Annotated in this window: 14 protein-coding genes; 2 read left to right on the forward strand and 12 right to left on the reverse strand. The window is 69.5% G+C overall.

Annotated elements, in window-relative coordinates; all coding sequences use genetic code 11:
- The 10 genes from ACFO6S_RS19990 to ACFO6S_RS20035 all read right to left on the reverse strand — a co-directional run bounded on the left by ACFO6S_RS19990 (position 1) and on the right by ACFO6S_RS20035 (position 12547).
- On the reverse strand, positions 1 to 906 hold the full coding sequence (locus ACFO6S_RS19990) for an HAD family hydrolase (RefSeq protein WP_378419728.1): 906 nt from the start codon (positions 904 to 906) through the stop codon (positions 1 to 3).
- A gap of 2 nt (positions 907 to 908) precedes the next feature.
- Positions 909 to 3272, reverse strand: a complete 2364-nt coding sequence (locus ACFO6S_RS19995; RefSeq protein WP_378419729.1) for a sulfatase-like hydrolase/transferase — start codon at positions 3270 to 3272, stop codon at positions 909 to 911.
- 134 nt (positions 3273 to 3406) lie between these two features.
- Positions 3407 to 5143, reverse strand: coding sequence for a SulP family inorganic anion transporter (locus ACFO6S_RS20000; RefSeq protein WP_378419730.1), 1737 nt, complete (start codon positions 5141 to 5143; stop codon positions 3407 to 3409).
- Between the two features lie 175 nt (positions 5144 to 5318).
- The gene (locus ACFO6S_RS20005) at positions 5319 to 7016 is read right to left on the reverse strand and encodes a SulP family inorganic anion transporter (protein WP_378419950.1); all 1698 of its coding nucleotides are present in this window, start codon (positions 7014 to 7016) and stop codon (positions 5319 to 5321) included.
- 193 nt (positions 7017 to 7209) lie between these two features.
- On the reverse strand, positions 7210 to 7830 hold the full coding sequence (locus ACFO6S_RS20010; RefSeq protein WP_378419731.1) for an FMN reductase: 621 nt from the start codon (positions 7828 to 7830) through the stop codon (positions 7210 to 7212).
- Positions 7827 to 8927, reverse strand: a complete 1101-nt coding sequence (locus ACFO6S_RS20015) for an LLM class flavin-dependent oxidoreductase (protein WP_378419732.1) — start codon at positions 8925 to 8927, stop codon at positions 7827 to 7829. Before ACFO6S_RS20015 ends, ACFO6S_RS20010 begins: the two co-directional genes overlap by 4 nt.
- An 85-nt stretch (positions 8928 to 9012) precedes the next feature.
- Positions 9013 to 9516, reverse strand: coding sequence for a GtrA family protein (locus tag ACFO6S_RS20020; protein WP_378419733.1), 504 nt, complete (start codon positions 9514 to 9516; stop codon positions 9013 to 9015).
- A complete protein-coding gene (locus tag ACFO6S_RS20025) occupies positions 9509 to 10111 on the reverse strand; it encodes a TetR/AcrR family transcriptional regulator (protein WP_378419734.1) in 603 nt (200 codons plus the stop codon). The genes ACFO6S_RS20020 and ACFO6S_RS20025 overlap by 8 nt, the downstream gene beginning before the upstream one ends.
- Positions 10112 to 10192: 81 nt before the next feature.
- Complete coding sequence (locus ACFO6S_RS20030; RefSeq protein ID WP_378419735.1) at positions 10193 to 11704, reverse strand: MFS transporter; 1512 nt, start codon at positions 11702 to 11704, stop codon at positions 10193 to 10195.
- A 213-nt stretch (positions 11705 to 11917) separates the two neighbouring features.
- Entirely contained in the window at positions 11918 to 12547 is a 630-nt protein-coding gene (locus ACFO6S_RS20035) for a TetR/AcrR family transcriptional regulator (RefSeq protein ID WP_378419736.1), read from the reverse strand.
- Between the two features lie 100 nt (positions 12548 to 12647).
- Here ACFO6S_RS20035 and ACFO6S_RS20040 point away from each other — a divergent pair, with 100 nt between their 5' ends.
- Together ACFO6S_RS20040 and ACFO6S_RS20045 are read left to right on the forward strand one after the other, a co-directional pair.
- Positions 12648 to 13793 carry an Rv3169 family protein gene (locus ACFO6S_RS20040; protein WP_378419737.1) on the forward strand — a complete coding sequence of 382 codons (1146 nt, stop codon included), beginning with the start codon at positions 12648 to 12650 and terminating at the stop codon, positions 13791 to 13793.
- Entirely contained in the window at positions 13786 to 14817 is a 1032-nt protein-coding gene (locus tag ACFO6S_RS20045; protein ID WP_378419738.1) for a phosphotransferase family protein, read from the forward strand. Before ACFO6S_RS20040 ends, ACFO6S_RS20045 begins: the two co-directional genes overlap by 8 nt.
- On the opposite strand, the gene ACFO6S_RS20050 is transcribed toward ACFO6S_RS20045, so the two are convergent.
- Together ACFO6S_RS20050 and ACFO6S_RS20055 are read right to left on the reverse strand one after the other, a co-directional pair.
- On the reverse strand, positions 14814 to 15212 hold the full coding sequence (locus tag ACFO6S_RS20050) for a hypothetical protein (protein WP_378419739.1): 399 nt from the start codon (positions 15210 to 15212) through the stop codon (positions 14814 to 14816). The genes ACFO6S_RS20045 and ACFO6S_RS20050 overlap by 4 nt on opposite strands.
- Before the next feature lies 1 nt (position 15213).
- Complete coding sequence (locus tag ACFO6S_RS20055; RefSeq protein WP_378419740.1) at positions 15214 to 17436, reverse strand: acyl-CoA dehydrogenase family protein; 2223 nt, start codon at positions 17434 to 17436, stop codon at positions 15214 to 15216.
- Between the last annotated feature and the right edge of the window lie 2 nt (positions 17437 to 17438).

Genomic DNA, 17438 nt, shown 5'->3' on the forward strand with positions numbered 1-17438 from the left:
CTACGATTCCGCGGCCGGAAACACGATGTCCCAGTCGTCCCGGACGCTCACCGTCGTCCATCCCTCGGCGGCGGCCGCCTTCAGTGCGTCCTCGGCGCCGGCGTCGTAGGCGAACTCACGCTCGGCGTCGTCGTGGTGGACCAGCAGGCGCAGCGCATCCGGCCGCGCGAACTCGAACATCGGCACGTCGCCGTTCGAATTGCCGCCGACCAGAAGCGGTTTGCGGCCGATCCGGCTCCAGATCCGGATCGGCTTCTCCGGGCCGTCGTCCAGGAAGCCCATCGCCGAGGCGTAGGTGACCGCACCGTCGGCGTAGCTGAGCCCGAGACTGCTACCGATCACCCGTTCCCGCGGAATGCCGTACAGCTGATCGCCTGCCGGCCGCATGAAGTCCCGGTCCCCGCCGGACGCGATGTAGGTCGCGAATCCGTGCGCCTCCAGGTACCGCAGCAACTCCACCATCGGCGCGAACACGCATCGGGTGAACGGCAGCCCCAGCGAGGGATGCGTACCGGCGTCGAGGAACGCCCGGGCCGACTCGGTGTACGCCTCCACCTCCTGCCCCGCCGACGCCCGCACCACGCCGGCCATCAGCATCTTCAGGTCGGTGTCGTCGCCGGCGTAGTGCTTGTCGACCGCGGCGGACAGCCAACCGAAGTCCTTGTCCACCACCGCCTTGTACGGCTGCTGCGATGCCAGTGCCGGATCGGCCGCCGCCATCTTGGCCCACAGTCCGAAGATGAACTGGAGCTGGATCGGCATCGGCTTCTCGGTCCAGAGGGTGCCGTCGTTGTCGAACACGGCGATGCGCTCGGCGACCGGGACACCCTGCGCCTCGACGCGGGCCACGAAGTCGACGATTGCCGTGCGGGTCGCGGTGTCACGCCACAGAGTGAGTTCGCTCATCACTACTGCTTCATCATCGCGACGGTCATCAGATGCTCGGGATCGGCGAGGTGGCCGTGGTCGTCTTCCCCGAGGTCGATCCGCACCCGGTCGATCGTTCCCGTGAACGCGTTGCCGGTCGCCTGGTAGTCCGGCGAGACCGGTGAGGCGAGGTCCTGCCCGACGTCGAGGGTCTCGTCGAAGGTGAACTGGAACGGGATGGTCCGCTCCACCCGGCCCTCGCCGATCTTCTCCTCGCCCGCGAAGAGCGACACCGTGCCGCCCTTGCCCATTCCGCCGCCGTCGTACGCGAAGTGCAGGCGCAACTCCTGGTCGCCGGACGGCACCGGGGCATCCGACCGGACGATGTCGACATTGATGCCGAGCAGGTTGTACGCGAAGGCGAGCTTGCCGTCGAGGGTGTACAACGACCACCCGCCGTAGGCGCCGCCCTGCGCGACGATCACCCCGTTCACGCCGTCGTCCGGCACGTCGACCTTCGCGGTCACCGTGAACGACTTGTTCTTGATGTTGATCGCCGAGTTCTCGCTCAGTCGCCGCATGCCCCGGTACAGCGTCTGGCTCTGCGCGGTGATCAGCGCGGGGCGGCCCGCGAGGTCCGGGTTGAACCGCTCGGCCGTGCGGATGTCCATCGGCAGCACGTTGAACCGGGCCGCCTGGATGAGGAACAGTCGCTGCAGGTGCGCGAGCTTGTCCGGGTGCTCGGCGGCCAGGTCGTTCGACTGGGTCCAGTCCTTCTCGACGTCGTAGAGCTCCCAGACGTCGTCGTCGAGACCGTGGTCCGAGCCCAGCCACGGGTCCTTGTGCTTGGCGACGGCGGTCCAGCCCTTGTGGTAGATCGCGCGGTTGCCGACCATCTCGAAGTACTGCGTCACGTGCCGCTCGGCCGCGTCCGCGTCGTCGAAGGTGTAGTTCATCGCGGTGCCCTCGTACGGCCGCTGGGTGACGCCGTGCACCGTCGACGGCTCGGGGATGCCCGCGGCCTGCAGCACGGTCGGGGCGACGTCGATGGCATGGGCGAACTGGTTGCGGATCTCGCCGCGCGCCGCCATGCCGTTCGGCCAGCTGACGATGGTGCCGTTGCGGGTGCCGCCCCAGTGCGAGGCCACCTGCTTGGTCCACTGGTACGGCGTGTCCATGGCATGCGCCCAGCCGACCGCGTAGTGGTTGTACGAACTCGGGGTGCCGAGGTCGTCGACGTGCGCGGCGACGTACTCCTCGGTCTCGATGTCGTTCATGTGGTTGATCGTGAATCCCTCGTTGGTGGTGCCGTGCATCGAGCCCTCGGCGGATGCGCCGTTGTCGCCGATGATCACGTAGACGAGGGTGTCGTCGAGCACGCCGAGATCCTCGAGCGAGTCGAGCAGGCGGCCGACGTGGTGGTCGGCGTACTCGAGGAAGCCCGCGTAGACCTCCATCTGGCGCACGAGTGCCGGCTTGATGGTCTCGCTCATCTCGTCCCAGGCGGGGATGCCGGGGCTGCGCGCGGTGAGCACCGCGTCCGGACCGATGACGCCGAGCGCCTTCTGCCGCGCAAAGGTCTCCTCGCGCAATGCATCCCAGCCTTGGTCGAACTTGCCGCGGTACTTGTCCGCCCATTCCTTCGGCACGTGGTGCGGGGCGTGCGTCGCGCCGGGCGCGAAGTAGGTGAAGAACGGCTTGTCCGGTGCGAGCGACTTCTGTTGGCGGGTCCAGTCGATGGCCTTGTCGGTCATGTCGCCCATGAAGTGGTAGCCCTCCTCGGGCGTGCCCCACGGCTCGACGGGCGAGGTGTTCTCGTAGATGGCCGGGTACCACTGGTTGGTCTCCCCACCGATGAACCCGTAGAAGTACTCGAACCCACCGCCGGGATGCGGCCAGTGGTCGAACGGTCCCACCGCCGACGCCTCCCACACCGGAACCTCGTGGCACTTGCCGAACTGGGCGGTGTTGTAGCCGTTGAGCTTGAGGGTCTCGGCGAGGGGGGCGCAGTTGTTCGGTCGCAACGAGTTGTATCCCGGTGCGCTGGTGGCGATCTCGGTGATACCACCCATGCCGACGGTGTGGTGGTTGCGGCCGGAGAGCAGGGCCGCCCGGGTCGGGGAGCACAGCGCGGTGGTGTGGAATCGGGTGTACTTCAGTCCCTGTGCGGCGACGCGCTCGAAGTTCGGCGTCTCGATCGGACCGCCGAAGGCGCTCGAGGCCCCGAACCCCACGTCGTCGATCAGCACCACGAGCACGTTCGGGGCACCCTCCGGCGGGAGCAGCCGGCGGATCGGGGGGAACTTCGTGTCCGGGTCCGTCGCGTCGTAGGTGACGGTGCCGGTGTAGGCGAGGTCGGGGATCGGCAGGGATCCGCGCTGGAGGCCGTTCGAGTCGTCGGTCATGGTGCGGCACCTTCCGTGGTTTCCTGCAGGTGTTTTGACACTAGGCAGGGACTCGGTCTGCCGGCATCATCCGTCGCGGGTGACGCAGTCGGCGGCGGGCGGGGCGCGTACCCGATCCAGACCTTCGGGGCCCTTCAGCCGGTCGGGTCGCTCGGTCCGTGCGACGGTTCCCGCGGCGGTCCGCCAGACGGTCGGACCAGGCGCCGCCGAGCGTCCTCGAAGGCGCGGAGTGTCGACTCACCCAGAACAGGGGTCGCACCGTATGTCTCGAGCACCACGCCCTGCGCATCCAACCGCTCGTCGTCCCAGGTCTCTAGGACTTCGGGAGTCAGGCCACTGAGGTACAGCCTGCCGCCCACCGTGTCCAGTCGGTTCGCATAGTCGGCAACAACCTTGAAGAAGGTGGCGCCGAGTGTTGTTCGCCCGCGCAGTCGCAGGATCACCTCGGGCGAGTTCGCGGTTGACGGGTCCGGCAACTGCACCTGGAGTGTGCGCGCACCGGCGTAGAACAGGCTGCCGTACACATCGAGGATCACCACCTCCCGGTCCTCGAGGCGCGCCGGAACCGGGGCCTCGGTCAGCCTGCCGTCGCGGTCAGCCTCCAGTCGCACCACCCTCAGGTCCACTGCTTCCTGGTTGAGCTGCAGCAGCAGCGAGAGCGCCACACCGATTCCCACGGCGGCCGTCACGGGGAGCAGCAACGTCGCGACGAAGGTGGTGACGAGCGCGACGATCGAGGCCGGTCCGCTGGAGACTATCGATCGGATCTGCGCCGGCCGGATGGAGCCGGCCGCCGCGAAGATCAGCACCGCAGCCAGTGTCGGCATCGGCACCTTTCCGACCAGGCCCGAGAAGAGGACCAGGATCACGACCATCCAGATCCCGGAGAACACCGCGCCCCAGCGACTTCTCGCTCCCGCGGTGTCGTTGAGTGCCGTCTGTCCGACCGATCCGCCGACCGGCATGCCGCCGAACAGTCCGGAGGCGAGGTTGCCCACGCCCTGCGCAGAGAAGTCCCGATTCGGTCGGGTCCGGGTACCGTCACGGTTCGGAGCGGCCTCGGCGACCCCGGCACCCTGCACCAGGACGATCGCCGAGACGGCAAAGGCGCCACTGACCAGCGAGACGGACAGCAGGCCGAGGTCGGGAAGCTCGAGCGGCGGGAACCCGGTCGGGATGGCACCGACGTCCGACACGCTCGCGACCGTGTCGAGGCCGAAGACGATCACCACCAGGCACGGAACCACCAGCGCGACAAGGGAACTGAACAGCGCAAGACGGGTCCGCGCCAGCACGATCAGCAGCACCAGCGCCAGGACCCCGGTCAGCACCGACGGCCAGTCGACACGCGTCGGATTGGTGATCAGGTCGAAGGCCTTGGCCAGCGCGACCGACCCGGACACTGACGCGCCGGTCAGGTCGGGCAACTGGCCCAGCACGATGTTCACCGAGATCCCGGTCAGGAATCCCGTCATCACCGAGTGCGAGACGAATCGGGTGTAGCGGCCGAGCCGGAGCAGTCCCGCGAGGACCATCACCGCCCCGGCGATCAATGTCAGCAGCACCAGCGCATCCGCGCGATCCCCTTCGGGGACGGTGGCGATCGCGGAGCCCGCCGCCAGCGCGGAGGCGCTGGTGGTGGTGACCACCATGAGTTTGGTGCTGGTCTGCATTCCTCCGAACAGCGGACCGGCAAAACTCGCATACAGCCCGTGTACCGGGCTTACCCCGGCAAGAACCCCGGAGGCCATCCCGTCGGGGACACTGCTGATCGCCCCCGGAAGACCGGCAATCAGGTCGGCCTTGAGGTCGCGGCGCTGCGGTAGACGGTCCCGAAACCACCCACGCACGGCGGTCACCGTCGGTGTCATCGGTCCATGGTCTGCTTCGAGGCTGTCCCTGGGCATCACTCCCAGCGGGTGAACTTGCCACTCCGCGACATCAGGTGCCCCGTGGAAGGATCGGAGCCGCGCTTCTCGCGGTCGTCACCGCCCGAGCCGACCCCGCACCATCATCCCTCGAGTGAGAATCCCCGCACTTCCGGTGTCACCGGGTATCTCCCACGTCCACCAATGCCTCGCCGACCGTCGGGTAGACCCCCACGGTCTTGCCGTCGGACGCGGTCCGCTCGAGGGTGTCCCGGAACTGCCCGATGTCGCGGGCGACCCGGAGCTCGATCCCCTTGCGCCCGAGCGTGTCCCGTAGCTGCATCAGCATCTCCGCGGCGCTGACGTCCACGAACGGCGAGGTCTCGGCATCGAGCACCACCACCCGCGTCGCGTCGGTGCACAGCGCCTCGATGCTCTCCTTCACGTGGTCGGCGTTTGCGAAGAACAGGCCGGCCTCCACGCGAACCACCACCACGTCCGGCCGGGTGGCCAGGTCGGGATGGCGCTCGGCATCGACCCACAGCGAACCCTCCTTCGCCAGTGCCGCGACGTGCGGGCGCGAGGACCGGTAGAGCAGCAGCAGCATCGACACCCCGATGCCGATCACCAGGCCCGGCAGGGTGTCGAAGAGCAGCACGCCCATCATGGCGGCGAACGCGCCCGCGAAGTCGGCGCGGGCGGCGGGTCCGTAGATGCTGCCGAGCCGTTCGGTCCACACCCCGTAGAGACGCTTCATCGCGGAGACATCCACCAGCTCGATGACCGCGGCGATGACGACGGCCGCGAGGGTGGCCTCCGGCAGCTTCTCGAACAGCCCGGTGAGGAAGAGCAGCGTGACCACGGTGAGCGCCGCGACGACGAGGCCGCTCACCTGGGTTTTCGCTCCGGCCCCACCGTTGACCGCGGTCTTGGAGAGGCTGCCGTTGACCACCATGCCCGAGGTCAGACCCGAACCGAAGTTCGCGGCGCCCATCCCCATCAGCTCGCGGTTGGCGTCCACCTCGTAGCCCGCCTTGACGGCATAGGTCTTGGCCGCGCCCAGACCCTCCGCGAAACCGATGAGCAGCACTCCGACCGCCGGCCCGAGCAGGTCCACGTAGTCGTCGAAGCCGACGCCGCCGGGCAGTCCGATCGAGGGCAACCCGGAGTCGATGTGCCCGACGATCTCGACCCCCTTGCCGTCCAGGCCGAACACCGCGACCGCCGCGATGCCGAGCAGCACCGCGAGCAGCGATCCCGGGATCAGCGGCAGCCAGCGTTTGAGGCCCAGCACCACCGCGAGGCTCAACAAGCCGACGACCAGGGTCCGCCAGTCGGTGTCGCCGAGATGGCTGAGCACTCCCCAGGCCTGCTCGAAGAAGTTGCCGTCGGACTTCTCGACGCCGAACAGCTTGGGGACCTGACCGATGATGATGGTCAGCGCGAGGCCGACGATGAAGCCCTTGAGCACCGGCTCGGAGATGAAGGACGCGATGAAGCCGAGCCGGAGCAGTCCGGCGAGCAGCCCCACGATGCCGGTGGCAATGGCCAGCACCGCGGACAGCGCGATGTACTTGCCGCCGTCCGCCCCGGCGATCGGCGCAATGATGGCCGCCGACAGTGCCGCGGTCGCGGACATCGGACCCACCACCAGGTGTCGCGAACTACCTACCGCGGCATACAGGATCAGCGACGGGATCGCGGCATAGAGGCCGACCACCGGCGGCACGCCCGCGATGGTGGCGTACGCGAGCGCCTCCGGAACGAGGACCGCCCAGACCGTGAGGCCGGCGATGATGTCGGGCCGGATCCACTTCGTCTGGTAGCCCTGCAGGGAACCGAACAGCAGCCAGTGCCCGCGCGTCTTCTCCGTGATGCCCACTCTGTCCGGCCCCTTTCGCCACGCCTCTCCCCATGGTCTGGCAGCCGCTCCGTGACCGCTTCACCTCACGAGGGTGAGGCGCGAGTGGGCATCCGCCGCGACCGTCAGGCCCGCGATCATCACGGGAATCGCGGACCGGAACACCTGTGCGGCGGCCGGGCCTTCCCGACCACTGCTCCCGGCGCGGCTACCGGGCCTGCTGCGCCAGCAGCTGCTCGAACGGCACCGGGTCGTCGAACGGGTCGACCGGACCCCGGTTTGCGCGCCCGACGATCGCGTCGGCGAGTTCGGCCGCCGCGCGGTCGACCCGTCCGGCGAGTCCGCTCCCCGATCCGTTCGCGCCCCAGTCCTCCGACGCGGCGAACACGCCGGTGGGCACCGCCGCCGCGCGCAGGTAGGCGAACATCGGGCGGACGGCGTGCTCGATCACCAGCGAGTGCCGGGCCGTGCCGGCCGTCGCACCGATCAGCACCGGCACGGCGTCCAGTGCGCCGGGCTCGAGCACGTCGAAGAACGACTTGAACAGCCCGCTGTATGACGCGTTGAAGACCGGCGTGACGACGATCAAGCCGTCCGCGCCGACGACGGCGTCGATCGCCCGCTTCAGGTCCGTGCTCGGGAATCCCGTGAGCAGGTTGTTCATCAGGTCGTGGGCGTGGTCGCGCAGCTCGACGACCTCCACCTCGGCGCCCTCGCCGAATTCGGCGAGGGCCCGGGCGGTGGCGGCCGCGAGCTGGTCCGCGAGCAGCCGGGTGGACGAGGGCTGGCCGAGCCCGGCCGCGACGACGGCGATCCGGCGCGCGGTCACGGCCGCACCGCCGCCGTCTCGCCGCCGGACCGTGCCGCGACCAGGGCGCCGTGCGTCGGCCCGTCCGGGACGTGCGCCGGGCGCAGCGCGTCGAGTTCCCTGCGCAGCACCGGGACGACCTCCTCGCCCAGCAGGTCGAGCTGCTCGAGCACCGACTTGAGCGGCAGGCCCGCGTGGTCGACCAGGAACAGCTGACGCTGGTAGTCGCCGAAGGTCTCGCGGAAGGTCAGCGTCTTGTCGATGACCTCCTGCGGGCTCCCCACCGTCAGCGGGGTCTGCTCGGTGAACTCCTCCAGCGACGGGCCGTGGCCGTACACCGGCGCGTTGTCGAAGTACGGACGGAACTGCCGGACCGCGTCCTGCGAGTTCTTGGAGATGAACAGCTGACCGCCGAGCCCGACGATCGCCTGGTCGGCCGAGCCGTGGCCGTAGTGCTCGTACCGGCGGCGGTACAGGTCGACCAGGCGCTTGAAGTGCTCCTTGGGCCAGAAGATGTGGTTGGCGAAGAAACCGTCGCCGTAGTACGCGGCCTGCTCGGCGATCTCGGGGCTGCGGATCGATCCGTGCCAGACGAACGGGGCCACCCCGTCGAGGGGACGCGGCGTCGCGGTGAACGACTGCAGCGGCGTGCGGAACTTGCCCTCCCAGTTCACGACGTCCTCGCGCCACAGCCGGTGCAGCAGCCCGTAGTTCTCGACGGCCAGCGGAATGCCCTGGCGGATGTCCTGACCGAACCAGGGGTAGACCGGACCGGTGTTGCCGCGGCCGAGCATCAGGTCGACGCGACCGTCCGCGAGGTGCTGGAGCATCGCGAAGTCCTCGGCGATCTTCACCGGGTCGTTGGTGGTGATCAGGGTCGTCGAGGTGGACAGGATGATCCGCTCGGTCTGCGCGGCGATGTAACCGAGCATCGTGGTCGGTGAGGACGGTACGAACGGCGGGTTGTGGTGCTCGCCGGTCGCGAACACGTCCAGGCCCACCTCCTCGGCCTTCTTCGCGATGGCGACCATCGCCTTGATGCGCTCCGCCTCGGTGGGGGTGTGCCCCGTGGTCGGGTCGGTGGTGACGTCGCCGACCGTGAAGATCCCGAACTGCATACCCACTCCAATTGGTTGATGATTCAATTACCTGGGTGAACCGGCGGGCTCTCGGACATATTCCTCCGGTGCGCCCGCCGCCGACTCAGCGCGCGACCGAGAAGACCCAGCCGCGCAGCATGAGGAACCGGAACACGCCGACGAGCGCGCTGACCCCGATGACCAGGACGGCCTGCGCGCCGCCGGGAGCCGACGGGAACCAGAGGTCGGACAACGCGAGCATCACCGAGCTCAGGACCAGCCCGACCAGCGCGAGCCCACCCGCCTCCCACTGCGCCTGCATCCAGTTCACCCGCTCGGCGGCATGGAAGGTGAGCCGGCGGTGCAGCTCGTTGGCCAGCACGGTGCTGACCGCGACCCCGGCGATGTTGGCCACCAACGAGCCGCAGCCACGCAGCAGCAGGAACAGTGCCGCGTACGCGACGTTGCTGGACCCGCCGACCAGCACGAACCGCGTGAACTGCGCCAGGGCGCCGTCGCCGCGCAGCCGCCCGGCACCCGAGCGTGACGGGCCGGCCTTCGCGAGGGCGACCGATCCCCCGTCGACGAGATCCACGTTCCCGGGATTCACGCCCACGTCCTCACTCATGCGCCCGCGCCGGCTCGCGCCAGGTCAGCGCCGGCACCAGCACGCCGTCGATGATCCGCTCCACCAACTCCTTGCCCACCGGGGCGGCGAGCACGGTCAGGTGGTGGAAGGTGACGGCCGGGAACACGGTGCCGATCATCTCCAGGTCGCGGTCGGCCGGGACCTCGCCTCGCGCGACGGCCCGGTCGACGATGGCGGTGAACACCGCCTGGTGGGGTTCCGCGACGGCACCCCGGACCGCCTCGCGCAGTCCGGCGTCGTGGGCCATCGCGGTGAGCAGGCCCGCGACCACCGCGTCGCGGCGGGCGTCCCGGTCGAGCCAGGTCGACGACATCAGCACCAGGTCGCCGCGCAGCGTGCCGGTGTCCGGCTCCGGGTACTCGCCGTGCAGCTGCGCGACCGCAGCAGCGACCAGTTCGCTCTTGCCCGCCCACCGGCGGTACACGGTGGCCTTGCCGGCGCCGCACCTGGCCGCGACGGTTTCGATGGTCAGACGGTCGTACCCGACCTCGGCGAGCAGGTCCTGGGTGGCGACGAGAAGGGCCAGGTCGAGGTCCGCGCTGCGCGGACGGCCGGCCTTCGACGGCGATGACACTGGTGTCCTCCAATCAGGTGTGGCGGCCCTGCGGCCGCCACACCGATACTCTCAGCCACCCGATTCCCGGGTGACGCGACGTCAGCCTGCGTGCACCGGCGGCGCCGACTCGCCGGTCGCGGCCTTGGCGTTGACGGCGGTCACGGTGACCACCAGGCCCACCACCAGCAGCACCGCTGCCACGGCGAAGGCCGCCGTGAATCCCTCGGTCAGGGCGTTCGACGCCTGCGCGAGCAGGGACTCGTCGCCGGTGCCCAGCGCCCGGAAGTACTCCTTGTCCGCATCGGCGAGCACCCCGTTCGCGGTGGTGGTGGCCACCGTCGAGAGCAGTGCGAGCCCCATCGCGCCGCCGATCTGCTGGGCAGTGCTCAGCAGCGCCGACGCGATACCGGCGTCGCCGTCGGTCACCCCGGACACCGCGCCGAGGGTCATCGGCAGGAAGGTCACGCCCAGGCCGAGCGCGGTGACGAACATCGCCGGCAGCAGGTGCGTCCAGTACGACGAGTCGGGCGTGAGGAACGCGAACCACGTCAGGCCGACCGCGGCGAGTACCAGTCCCGGACCGGCCAGCAGCCTGGCCGGGACCCGGCCCGCGAGCTTCGAGCCCATCGCCGCGCCGAAGCCCATGCCGACGCTGAACGGCAGGTACGCGAGTCCGGTCTGCATCGGCGAGAAGCCGAGCACCTGCTGCATGTAGAGCGAGAGGAAGTAGAACATCGCGAACATCGCGGCGCCGACCACCAGCATGGTGACGTACGAGCCGGACCGGTTGCGGTCCCTGAGCAGGCGCAGCGGCATCATCGGGTGGTCCGAGCGGGTCTGGACCACCACGAAGGCGACCAGCAGGCCGGCGGCGGCCGCGAACAGCGCCAGGGTGACCGAGTCCGTCCAACCGGACTCTCCGCCGCGGGTGATCGCGTAGACGAGGCTGACCAGGCCGAGGGTGCCGGTGATCGCGCCGGGCACGTCGAGGCGTCCGGTCATGCGGTCCCCGACGGGCAGGATCCGGGTGCCGACGAGCAGCGCGACGCCGATCGGGACGTTGACGAAGAAGATCCACCGCCAGTCCAGGTAGTCGGTGAGCACGCCGCCGAGCAGCAGGCCGAGGGTCGAGCCGATGCCCGACATGGCCGCGTAGACGCCCATCGCCTTGTTGCGGGGTCCACCCTCGGGGAAGGTGGTCGCGATCAGCGAGAGCGCGGTGGGCGCGGCGATCGCCGCACCGACACCCTGCAGCACCCGGGCCGCGATCAGCAGTTCGGCGTTGGGCGCCAGGCCGCCGAGCAGCGAGGCGAAGGTGAACACGGCGATGCCGATCCGGAACATCCGGCGACGGCCGAACAGGTCACCCGACCGGCCACCGAGCAGCAGCAGACCGCCGAAGGCCAGCACGTACGAGTTCACCACCCAGGCCAGACCGGACGCGGAGATGCCGAGGTCCGCCTGGATGCTGGGCAACGCGATGTTGGTGATGGTGCTGTCGAGGATCACCATCAGCTGTGCGGTGGCGATGACGACAAGGGCCAGGCCCAGGTGTCTCGGCGCCCCGGTGCCGGGCGCGGCGGACGCGCGTACCGACGAGGTTGTGGTCATGACTGGCCTTCCGAAGAGCGGTGACGGTCACCGACGTCCTGCCGGTCGACCCGCAATATAGAGACGGAACCGTATCGTATTTTATTCCGCGGGGCACGCGAGCGGCCGTCGGAGAGACGACGACCACAGGGGTCCGAGGCAACGCGGCGGGCGGGCGGCGGTGCCGCGCACCGGCAGCCCACGAGCCACGCACCGGCGCGATGCCGAAGCCGGCTAGCGGGAACTGATCTCGGCGCGGTCGACGGTGACCAACAGCGCCAACGAGTCGGCGGTGCGGGCACAGAAGGCGTCGACGTCGGCGAGCCCGCTGGTGAGGCCTCGCATGGTGGTGGCCGCCATCAACAGGTCGAAGGCAGCCTCGGAGACCGCGGCGTTGGCGTCGCCGGAACGGTCCGGGAACGCCGCGGACACCCGCGCGGCCAGCGCGGCACGGGCGGGGTCCTCCGACCGCGCGACCAGGCGCTCGTAGACACCGTCGTCGGAGTGGTAGGCGGACAGCAACCCCGGGATCGCCGCCCGGGTCGCGGGTTCCGCAATCCGCACGAGGAACATCCGCGTCCAGGCGAGCAGGTCCGCACGCAGGTCGTCGGTGGCTTCAGGCAGGGCGACGTCCTGCATCCCGAAGATCGCATCCTCGATGATCGACTCCCGCGTGGCCCAGCGCCGATAGATCGCGGCGGTACCCAACTTCGCCCGACGAGCGATCGCGGTGATGGTGGTCTTCTGGTAGCCGCACTCCACCAGCAATTCCCTGGTTGCGGCGAGGATGGCCTCGTCGACCTGCGGATCACGAGGCCGTCCCACTCCGGCGGTGCCGGTTCGGCGATCCCTGCGTTCATCCACAGTCGCGGACAGTACCGGACGCCTTTCTCCAAAACCAATACGTTGCGGGTCGCTCCGCAATAGATTCCCGAACAGGCATCCATCGACGAAAGGGCCGGACATGATCACCCCGCACGACGAACTGCTCATCCACCAGCTCCCCACCACCCTCGACCACGTCTCGCAGAGCGACCTGCGCTGGACCGAGCGCATCGTGATGTACGGCTTCGACAAGTCCGGCGACATCAGCATCATGACCGGCATGGCGAAGTACCCGAACCGTAACGTCATGGACGCCTACGCCATGGTCACCCGCAAGGGCGAGCAGGCCCGCGTGGTGCGCATGTCCACCGAGCTGAACCCGCAGACCGGTGCCCTGAACGCCTTCAGCGTCGGGCCGTACACGTACGAGATCGTCGAGCCGCTGCGCAAGGTGAGCTCCACCGTCGAGTCCAACGAGCACGGCCTGAGCCTGCAACTCGACTTCACCGGCGACTTCCCGGTCTACGAGCAGACCGCGGCCTTCCACCGCAGCCGCGGCCGGGTCCGGGAGGACGCCCGCCGGTTCTACCAGAACGGCACCATCACCGGCTGGATCGAGATCGACGGCGAGCGCATCGAGATCGACCCCGAGAACTGGTGGTTCGGCCGCGACCACTCGTGGGGCGTGCGGCACGGCGGTGGCGGCGGCAGCCTGCCCGAGGGCGGGAACATGCAGCCCTCCGAGGTGCCCGCCGGCGTCCTCTACTACATGGGCATCTTCCAGTTCGACGACGAGGTGGTGCACTTCGCACAGCGCGAGACCCACACCGGGGAGCGCTGGCAGTTCGAGGGCGAGGTGCTCTTCCCGATCGACTCCGGCAAGGAGCCGCTGCCGATCATCGACGTCGAGCACGACCTGGACTTCCGCGACGACCTCCGCGTCGTCAGGTCCGGCACGTTCACCGTGCACCGCGCGGACCGCTCGACCGACGTCATCGAGGTCAAGCCGGTGTGCGACTTCTGGCCGGGCCTGGCCGGGTACGACGAGTACAACGGCTACGCGTCGGGAATGTACCGCGGCAAGGACTTCAGCGACAGCTTCGACGTCGACATCACCGACGTCGACGAGATCCGCAAGGTGAGCATGCTCAGCGAGACGCTCGTCGAGGTCCGGATGGGCGACAAGGTCGGACACGGGCTGGTGGAGATGGTGTTCATGGGCGTGAACCCGCGCTACGGCTACACCGACTGGAGCGCCAACCGGGCCGGTCAGAACAATGGCTGAGCGGGTCGCGCCGGAGGACTTGGCGGCCGCCCTCGAGCCGATTGTCCGGCAGCGCATTCCGGGTGCACAGAACGCGAAGATCGTCGACTGGAAGCGCACCGAACGCGGCTTCTCCACCGAGACCTACCTGTTCAACCTCGAGGGCGCCGAGCAGGAGTCGGCCGGCTACGTCTTCCGACGGCCGCCCGAGATCGCGCTGTTCCCGGACTACGACCTGCGGCGCCAGTACCTGGTCTCGGAGCGGCTCGCGCCGACCGATCTCCCGGTTCCGGGCGTCCGGTGGATCGACGCCGACGACAACCCGCTCGGCACCCCGTACTACGTGATGGACCGCATCGGAAATGCCGAGGCGCCCAGCGACTTCCCGTCGTACCACACCGCCGGAAACTACTTCGAGGCCGACGAGGAGGGTCGGGCGAAGATGTGGTGGGAGTGCATCGAGACGATGGCGCAGGTGCATCTCCTCGACACCGACGAGCTGCGGCTCGGTTTCCTCGCGATGCCCAAGTTCGGGGCCAAGCCGGTCGAGCAGATCGTGAACTACCTCGACTGGGCCGTGCGCTGGGCGGCGCCGGAGCTGCCGCCGGTGATGGAGAAGGCCCTGACCTGGCTCAGGGGCAACCTCTACGAGCCGGAGCACGTGACCCTGGTCTGGGGCGACGCCCGCATGTCGAACATCCTGTACACGCCGGAGCTGTCCGTCGCCGGCGTACTCGACTGGGAGATGGCGTATCTGGGTGACCACGAGGCCGACCTGGCCTGGGTGCTGTTCCTGGACTGGGCGTGCAGCGAGTACGAGGGACACCCCTGTCTGCCCGGCACCCCGACGCGGGAGGAGACCGTCGCCCGCTACGAGGAACTCACCGGCTGGAAGGTGCAGAACCTGCTGTTCAACGAGGTCCTCGGGGTTGTGCTGCTCTCGGTTCCGCTGCTGCGCCTGTCCACCCATCTGAACCTCGGTGACAACGTCAGCATCACCGGGTTCTGCATGGCTCGACTCGAACAACTCCTGGGCGAAGCCTAGAAGTTGTTCATCCCCTGGCGAACTGGATGGAGATCGTCAGTGGGCATGGGCCTCCGGTGCCGGTGTGCGGTCCGACGACCACACACCGGCGCCCGGGGCCCTTTCGGTACGACGAGATCGGCGAGGCAGCGCCGTACGACGGTCACGTGGTATGGCCGTGCCCTGACCCGACCCTCCGGACCGACAGCGCCGCAACAGATGTCGGTCGGCATACTGCCAGCGGGCAGGCGGTGGCTCGCCTCGAGGGCTCCACCGGGACCGACGACGTCGGTGCCGTCGCGGTCGAGCACCAGCACCGCGCCCCGGCTCATCGAAACCGCGGCGGTCCTGTTGCCGGGCAGCAGGATCGGACCCTCGGTGAAGCCGATGCCGTCCGCGAGCATGGTGGCGTCCATGTCAGCGCGGCAGTCCGAGCGCGCGCTGGGCGATCACGTTTAGCTGGATCTCGATGGTCCCGCCGCCGATCAGCACGGCCGGGACACCCAGGTAGTCCACCACGTACGGCAGCTCCTCACTGCTCACGAGACCGCGCGGGCCGAGCAGCCGGATCATCGCGTCGGAGCCCTCCCGCTGGGCGATCGCATGGAAGACCTTCTGCACGCTGGTCGCCGCGCCGGTGGCGTCCTCGGTGCCGTGCAGTCGGTGCAGCACGGCCTTGAGGTTCATAGCGCCCACCGAGAGCTCGCGGGCGGTGTTGCGGCCCAGCACCTTCACGACCTCCTCGCGGGTACTGCCGTGCTCACCGGAGTCGAGCAGTTCGCGGATCGTCGATGCGGCGCCGTGCCCAAACTTGGCCGTGCCCATCTTCAGCCGCTCATTCGACAGGGTGGTGACGGCCAGGCGCCAACCGTCGCCGGGGTCGGCGACCACGCAGTCGTCGGGCACAAACACCTCGTCGAGAAACACCTCGTTGAACTCCCACACCCCGGTGGCCTGCTGCAGCGGGCGCACATCCACGCCGGGCGAGGACATCTCGATCAGGAAGTACGTCAGGCCCTTGTGCTTGGGCACCTCCGCGTCGGTCCGGGCCAGGCACACGCCCCAGTCCGCCTCCCGCGCCTGGGTGTTCCACACCTTCTGGCCGTTGAGAGCCCACCCGCCGTCGACACGTCGAGCCTTGGTGGTCAGGCCCGCGAGGTCGGAGCCCGCGCCCGGCTCGGAGAACAGCTGGCACCAGATCAGCTCCCCACGGAGCGTGGTGTCCACGAACCGCTTCCGCTGCTCCTCGCTGCCGTGCGCGATCAGCGTGGGCAGCACCCACTCGGCGATGCCGGTGTCCGGCTGAGCGAGGCCGTGGCTCGCGAACTCCTCGGCGATCACCGCCTGCTCAACCGCTCCCGCGTCGCGCCCGTACGGCGCCGGGTAGTGCGGCGCGGTCAGACGCTCCTCCGCGAGCAGGGCCCGTCGGTCTCCCCCGCGGGTCGGCGCCCAGCCCTCCGTCGCGGTCTCGTCCTCGGGGAGCGCCACGACGGTGTCGAGCACCGCGGAGACCTCGGCCCGCAGCTGCGGGAGCGTGTCGCCGGTGATGAACGAGAAGTCCCGCCGGGCTCCCAGCGCGGCCTCGCCCAGCCTGCTCGCCCAGGAGTCCTCGGTGCCCACCACGGACGCGACGGCGACCGCGCGGCGCCAGTACAGGTGCGCGTCATGCTCCCAGGTGAATCCGATGCCGCCGAGCGCAGTGATGCACTCGAGCGCCTGGTCGACGCCGGCCTGGGCCGCGGTCAGCGCCGCCTGCGCGGCGACCAGCCGCCGTTGCGCCGAGCCCGCGTCGGCGGCGCGGGCCGCGTCCCACACCGCGGCGCAGGCGGTCTCGGCGCGGATGAGCATGTGCGCCGCCTTGTGCTGCACGGCCTGGAAGCTGCCGACCGGGCGGCCGAACTGGTGCCGGGTGCGCACGTAGTCCACGGTGGTCTCGAGGCACCAGGCCGTGATCCCGCTGGCCTCTGCGCCGAGCAGGGTGGCGACGAGAAGGTCCACCGCGACTGGATCCAGGCCCGGCAACGCCCGGCCGGGCGCGAGCACGTGCCCGGTGAGCGTGAGCCGACCGACCGTCCTGGTCGGGTCGGTGGCCTCGCAGGCCTGCACCCGGGCGGACTCCGCGAGATCGTCGGCGTCGAGCCAGAACCACAGGCCGACCCCGCTCGTGTCCGCGGCATCGGCCCGGACCAGGATCCGCTCGGCACCCGACAGCCCGAGGGTGGGATCGGAGGTACCGTCGACCACCCAGCCCTCCCCCGCCGCTCGGGCCGTCAGTCGGCCTTCGGCGACGAGCGCCCCGGTGGCGCCGTCACCGAAGGCGCTCAGCAGTTCGTCCGCCCCGGCCGGGGCCAGCGCGGCGACGGAACTGGCCAGAACCGTGGACAGGAAGGGCCCCGGGAACAGCGCCTTGCCGAACTGCTCGACCACTACCGCGAGTGCCGGCAACCCACAGTCCGCTCCGCCGACCGACTCGGGAAGATGCATTCCATGGAAGCCGTTACGCACCACGGCGTCCCAGGTCACCTTGCCGGAGAACATCGCGAAGTCCTTGCGGACCTCCTCGGTCGGCGCGGTCTTGCGGGCGAAGGCCAGGGCGGAATCGGCCAGTGCCTGCTGGTCCTCGTCGATCGGTAGTGCCATGG

It is taken from the genome of Rhodococcus kronopolitis, assembly GCF_042654025.1.
Classification (GTDB): domain Bacteria; phylum Actinomycetota; class Actinomycetes; order Mycobacteriales; family Mycobacteriaceae; genus Rhodococcus_G; species Rhodococcus_G kronopolitis.

Bases quoted from the DNA above. Each gene is read 5' to 3' on its own strand.
- ACFO6S_RS20050 (WP_378419739.1), bottom strand. From the start codon at position 15,212: ATGGACGCCACCATGCTCGCGGACGGCATCGGCTTCACCGAGGGTCCG.
- ACFO6S_RS20055 (WP_378419740.1), bottom strand. From the start codon at position 17,436: ATGGCACTACCGATCGACGAGGACCAGCAGGCACTGGCCGATTCCGCC.
- ACFO6S_RS20040 (WP_378419737.1), top strand. From the start codon at position 12,648: ATGATCACCCCGCACGACGAACTGCTCATCCACCAGCTCCCCACCACC.
- ACFO6S_RS20030 (WP_378419735.1), bottom strand. From the start codon at position 11,704: ATGACCACAACCTCGTCGGTACGCGCGTCCGCCGCGCCCGGCACCGGG.
- ACFO6S_RS20000 (WP_378419730.1), bottom strand. From the start codon at position 5,143: ATGACACCGACGGTGACCGCCGTGCGTGGGTGGTTTCGGGACCGTCTA.
- ACFO6S_RS20020 (WP_378419733.1), bottom strand. From the start codon at position 9,516: ATGAGTGAGGACGTGGGCGTGAATCCCGGGAACGTGGATCTCGTCGAC.
- ACFO6S_RS20045 (WP_378419738.1), top strand. From the start codon at position 13,786: ATGGCTGAGCGGGTCGCGCCGGAGGACTTGGCGGCCGCCCTCGAGCCG.
- ACFO6S_RS19990 (WP_378419728.1), bottom strand. From the start codon at position 906: ATGAGCGAACTCACTCTGTGGCGTGACACCGCGACCCGCACGGCAATC.
- ACFO6S_RS19995 (WP_378419729.1), bottom strand. From the start codon at position 3,272: ATGACCGACGACTCGAACGGCCTCCAGCGCGGATCCCTGCCGATCCCC.
- ACFO6S_RS20015 (WP_378419732.1), bottom strand. From the start codon at position 8,927: ATGCAGTTCGGGATCTTCACGGTCGGCGACGTCACCACCGACCCGACC.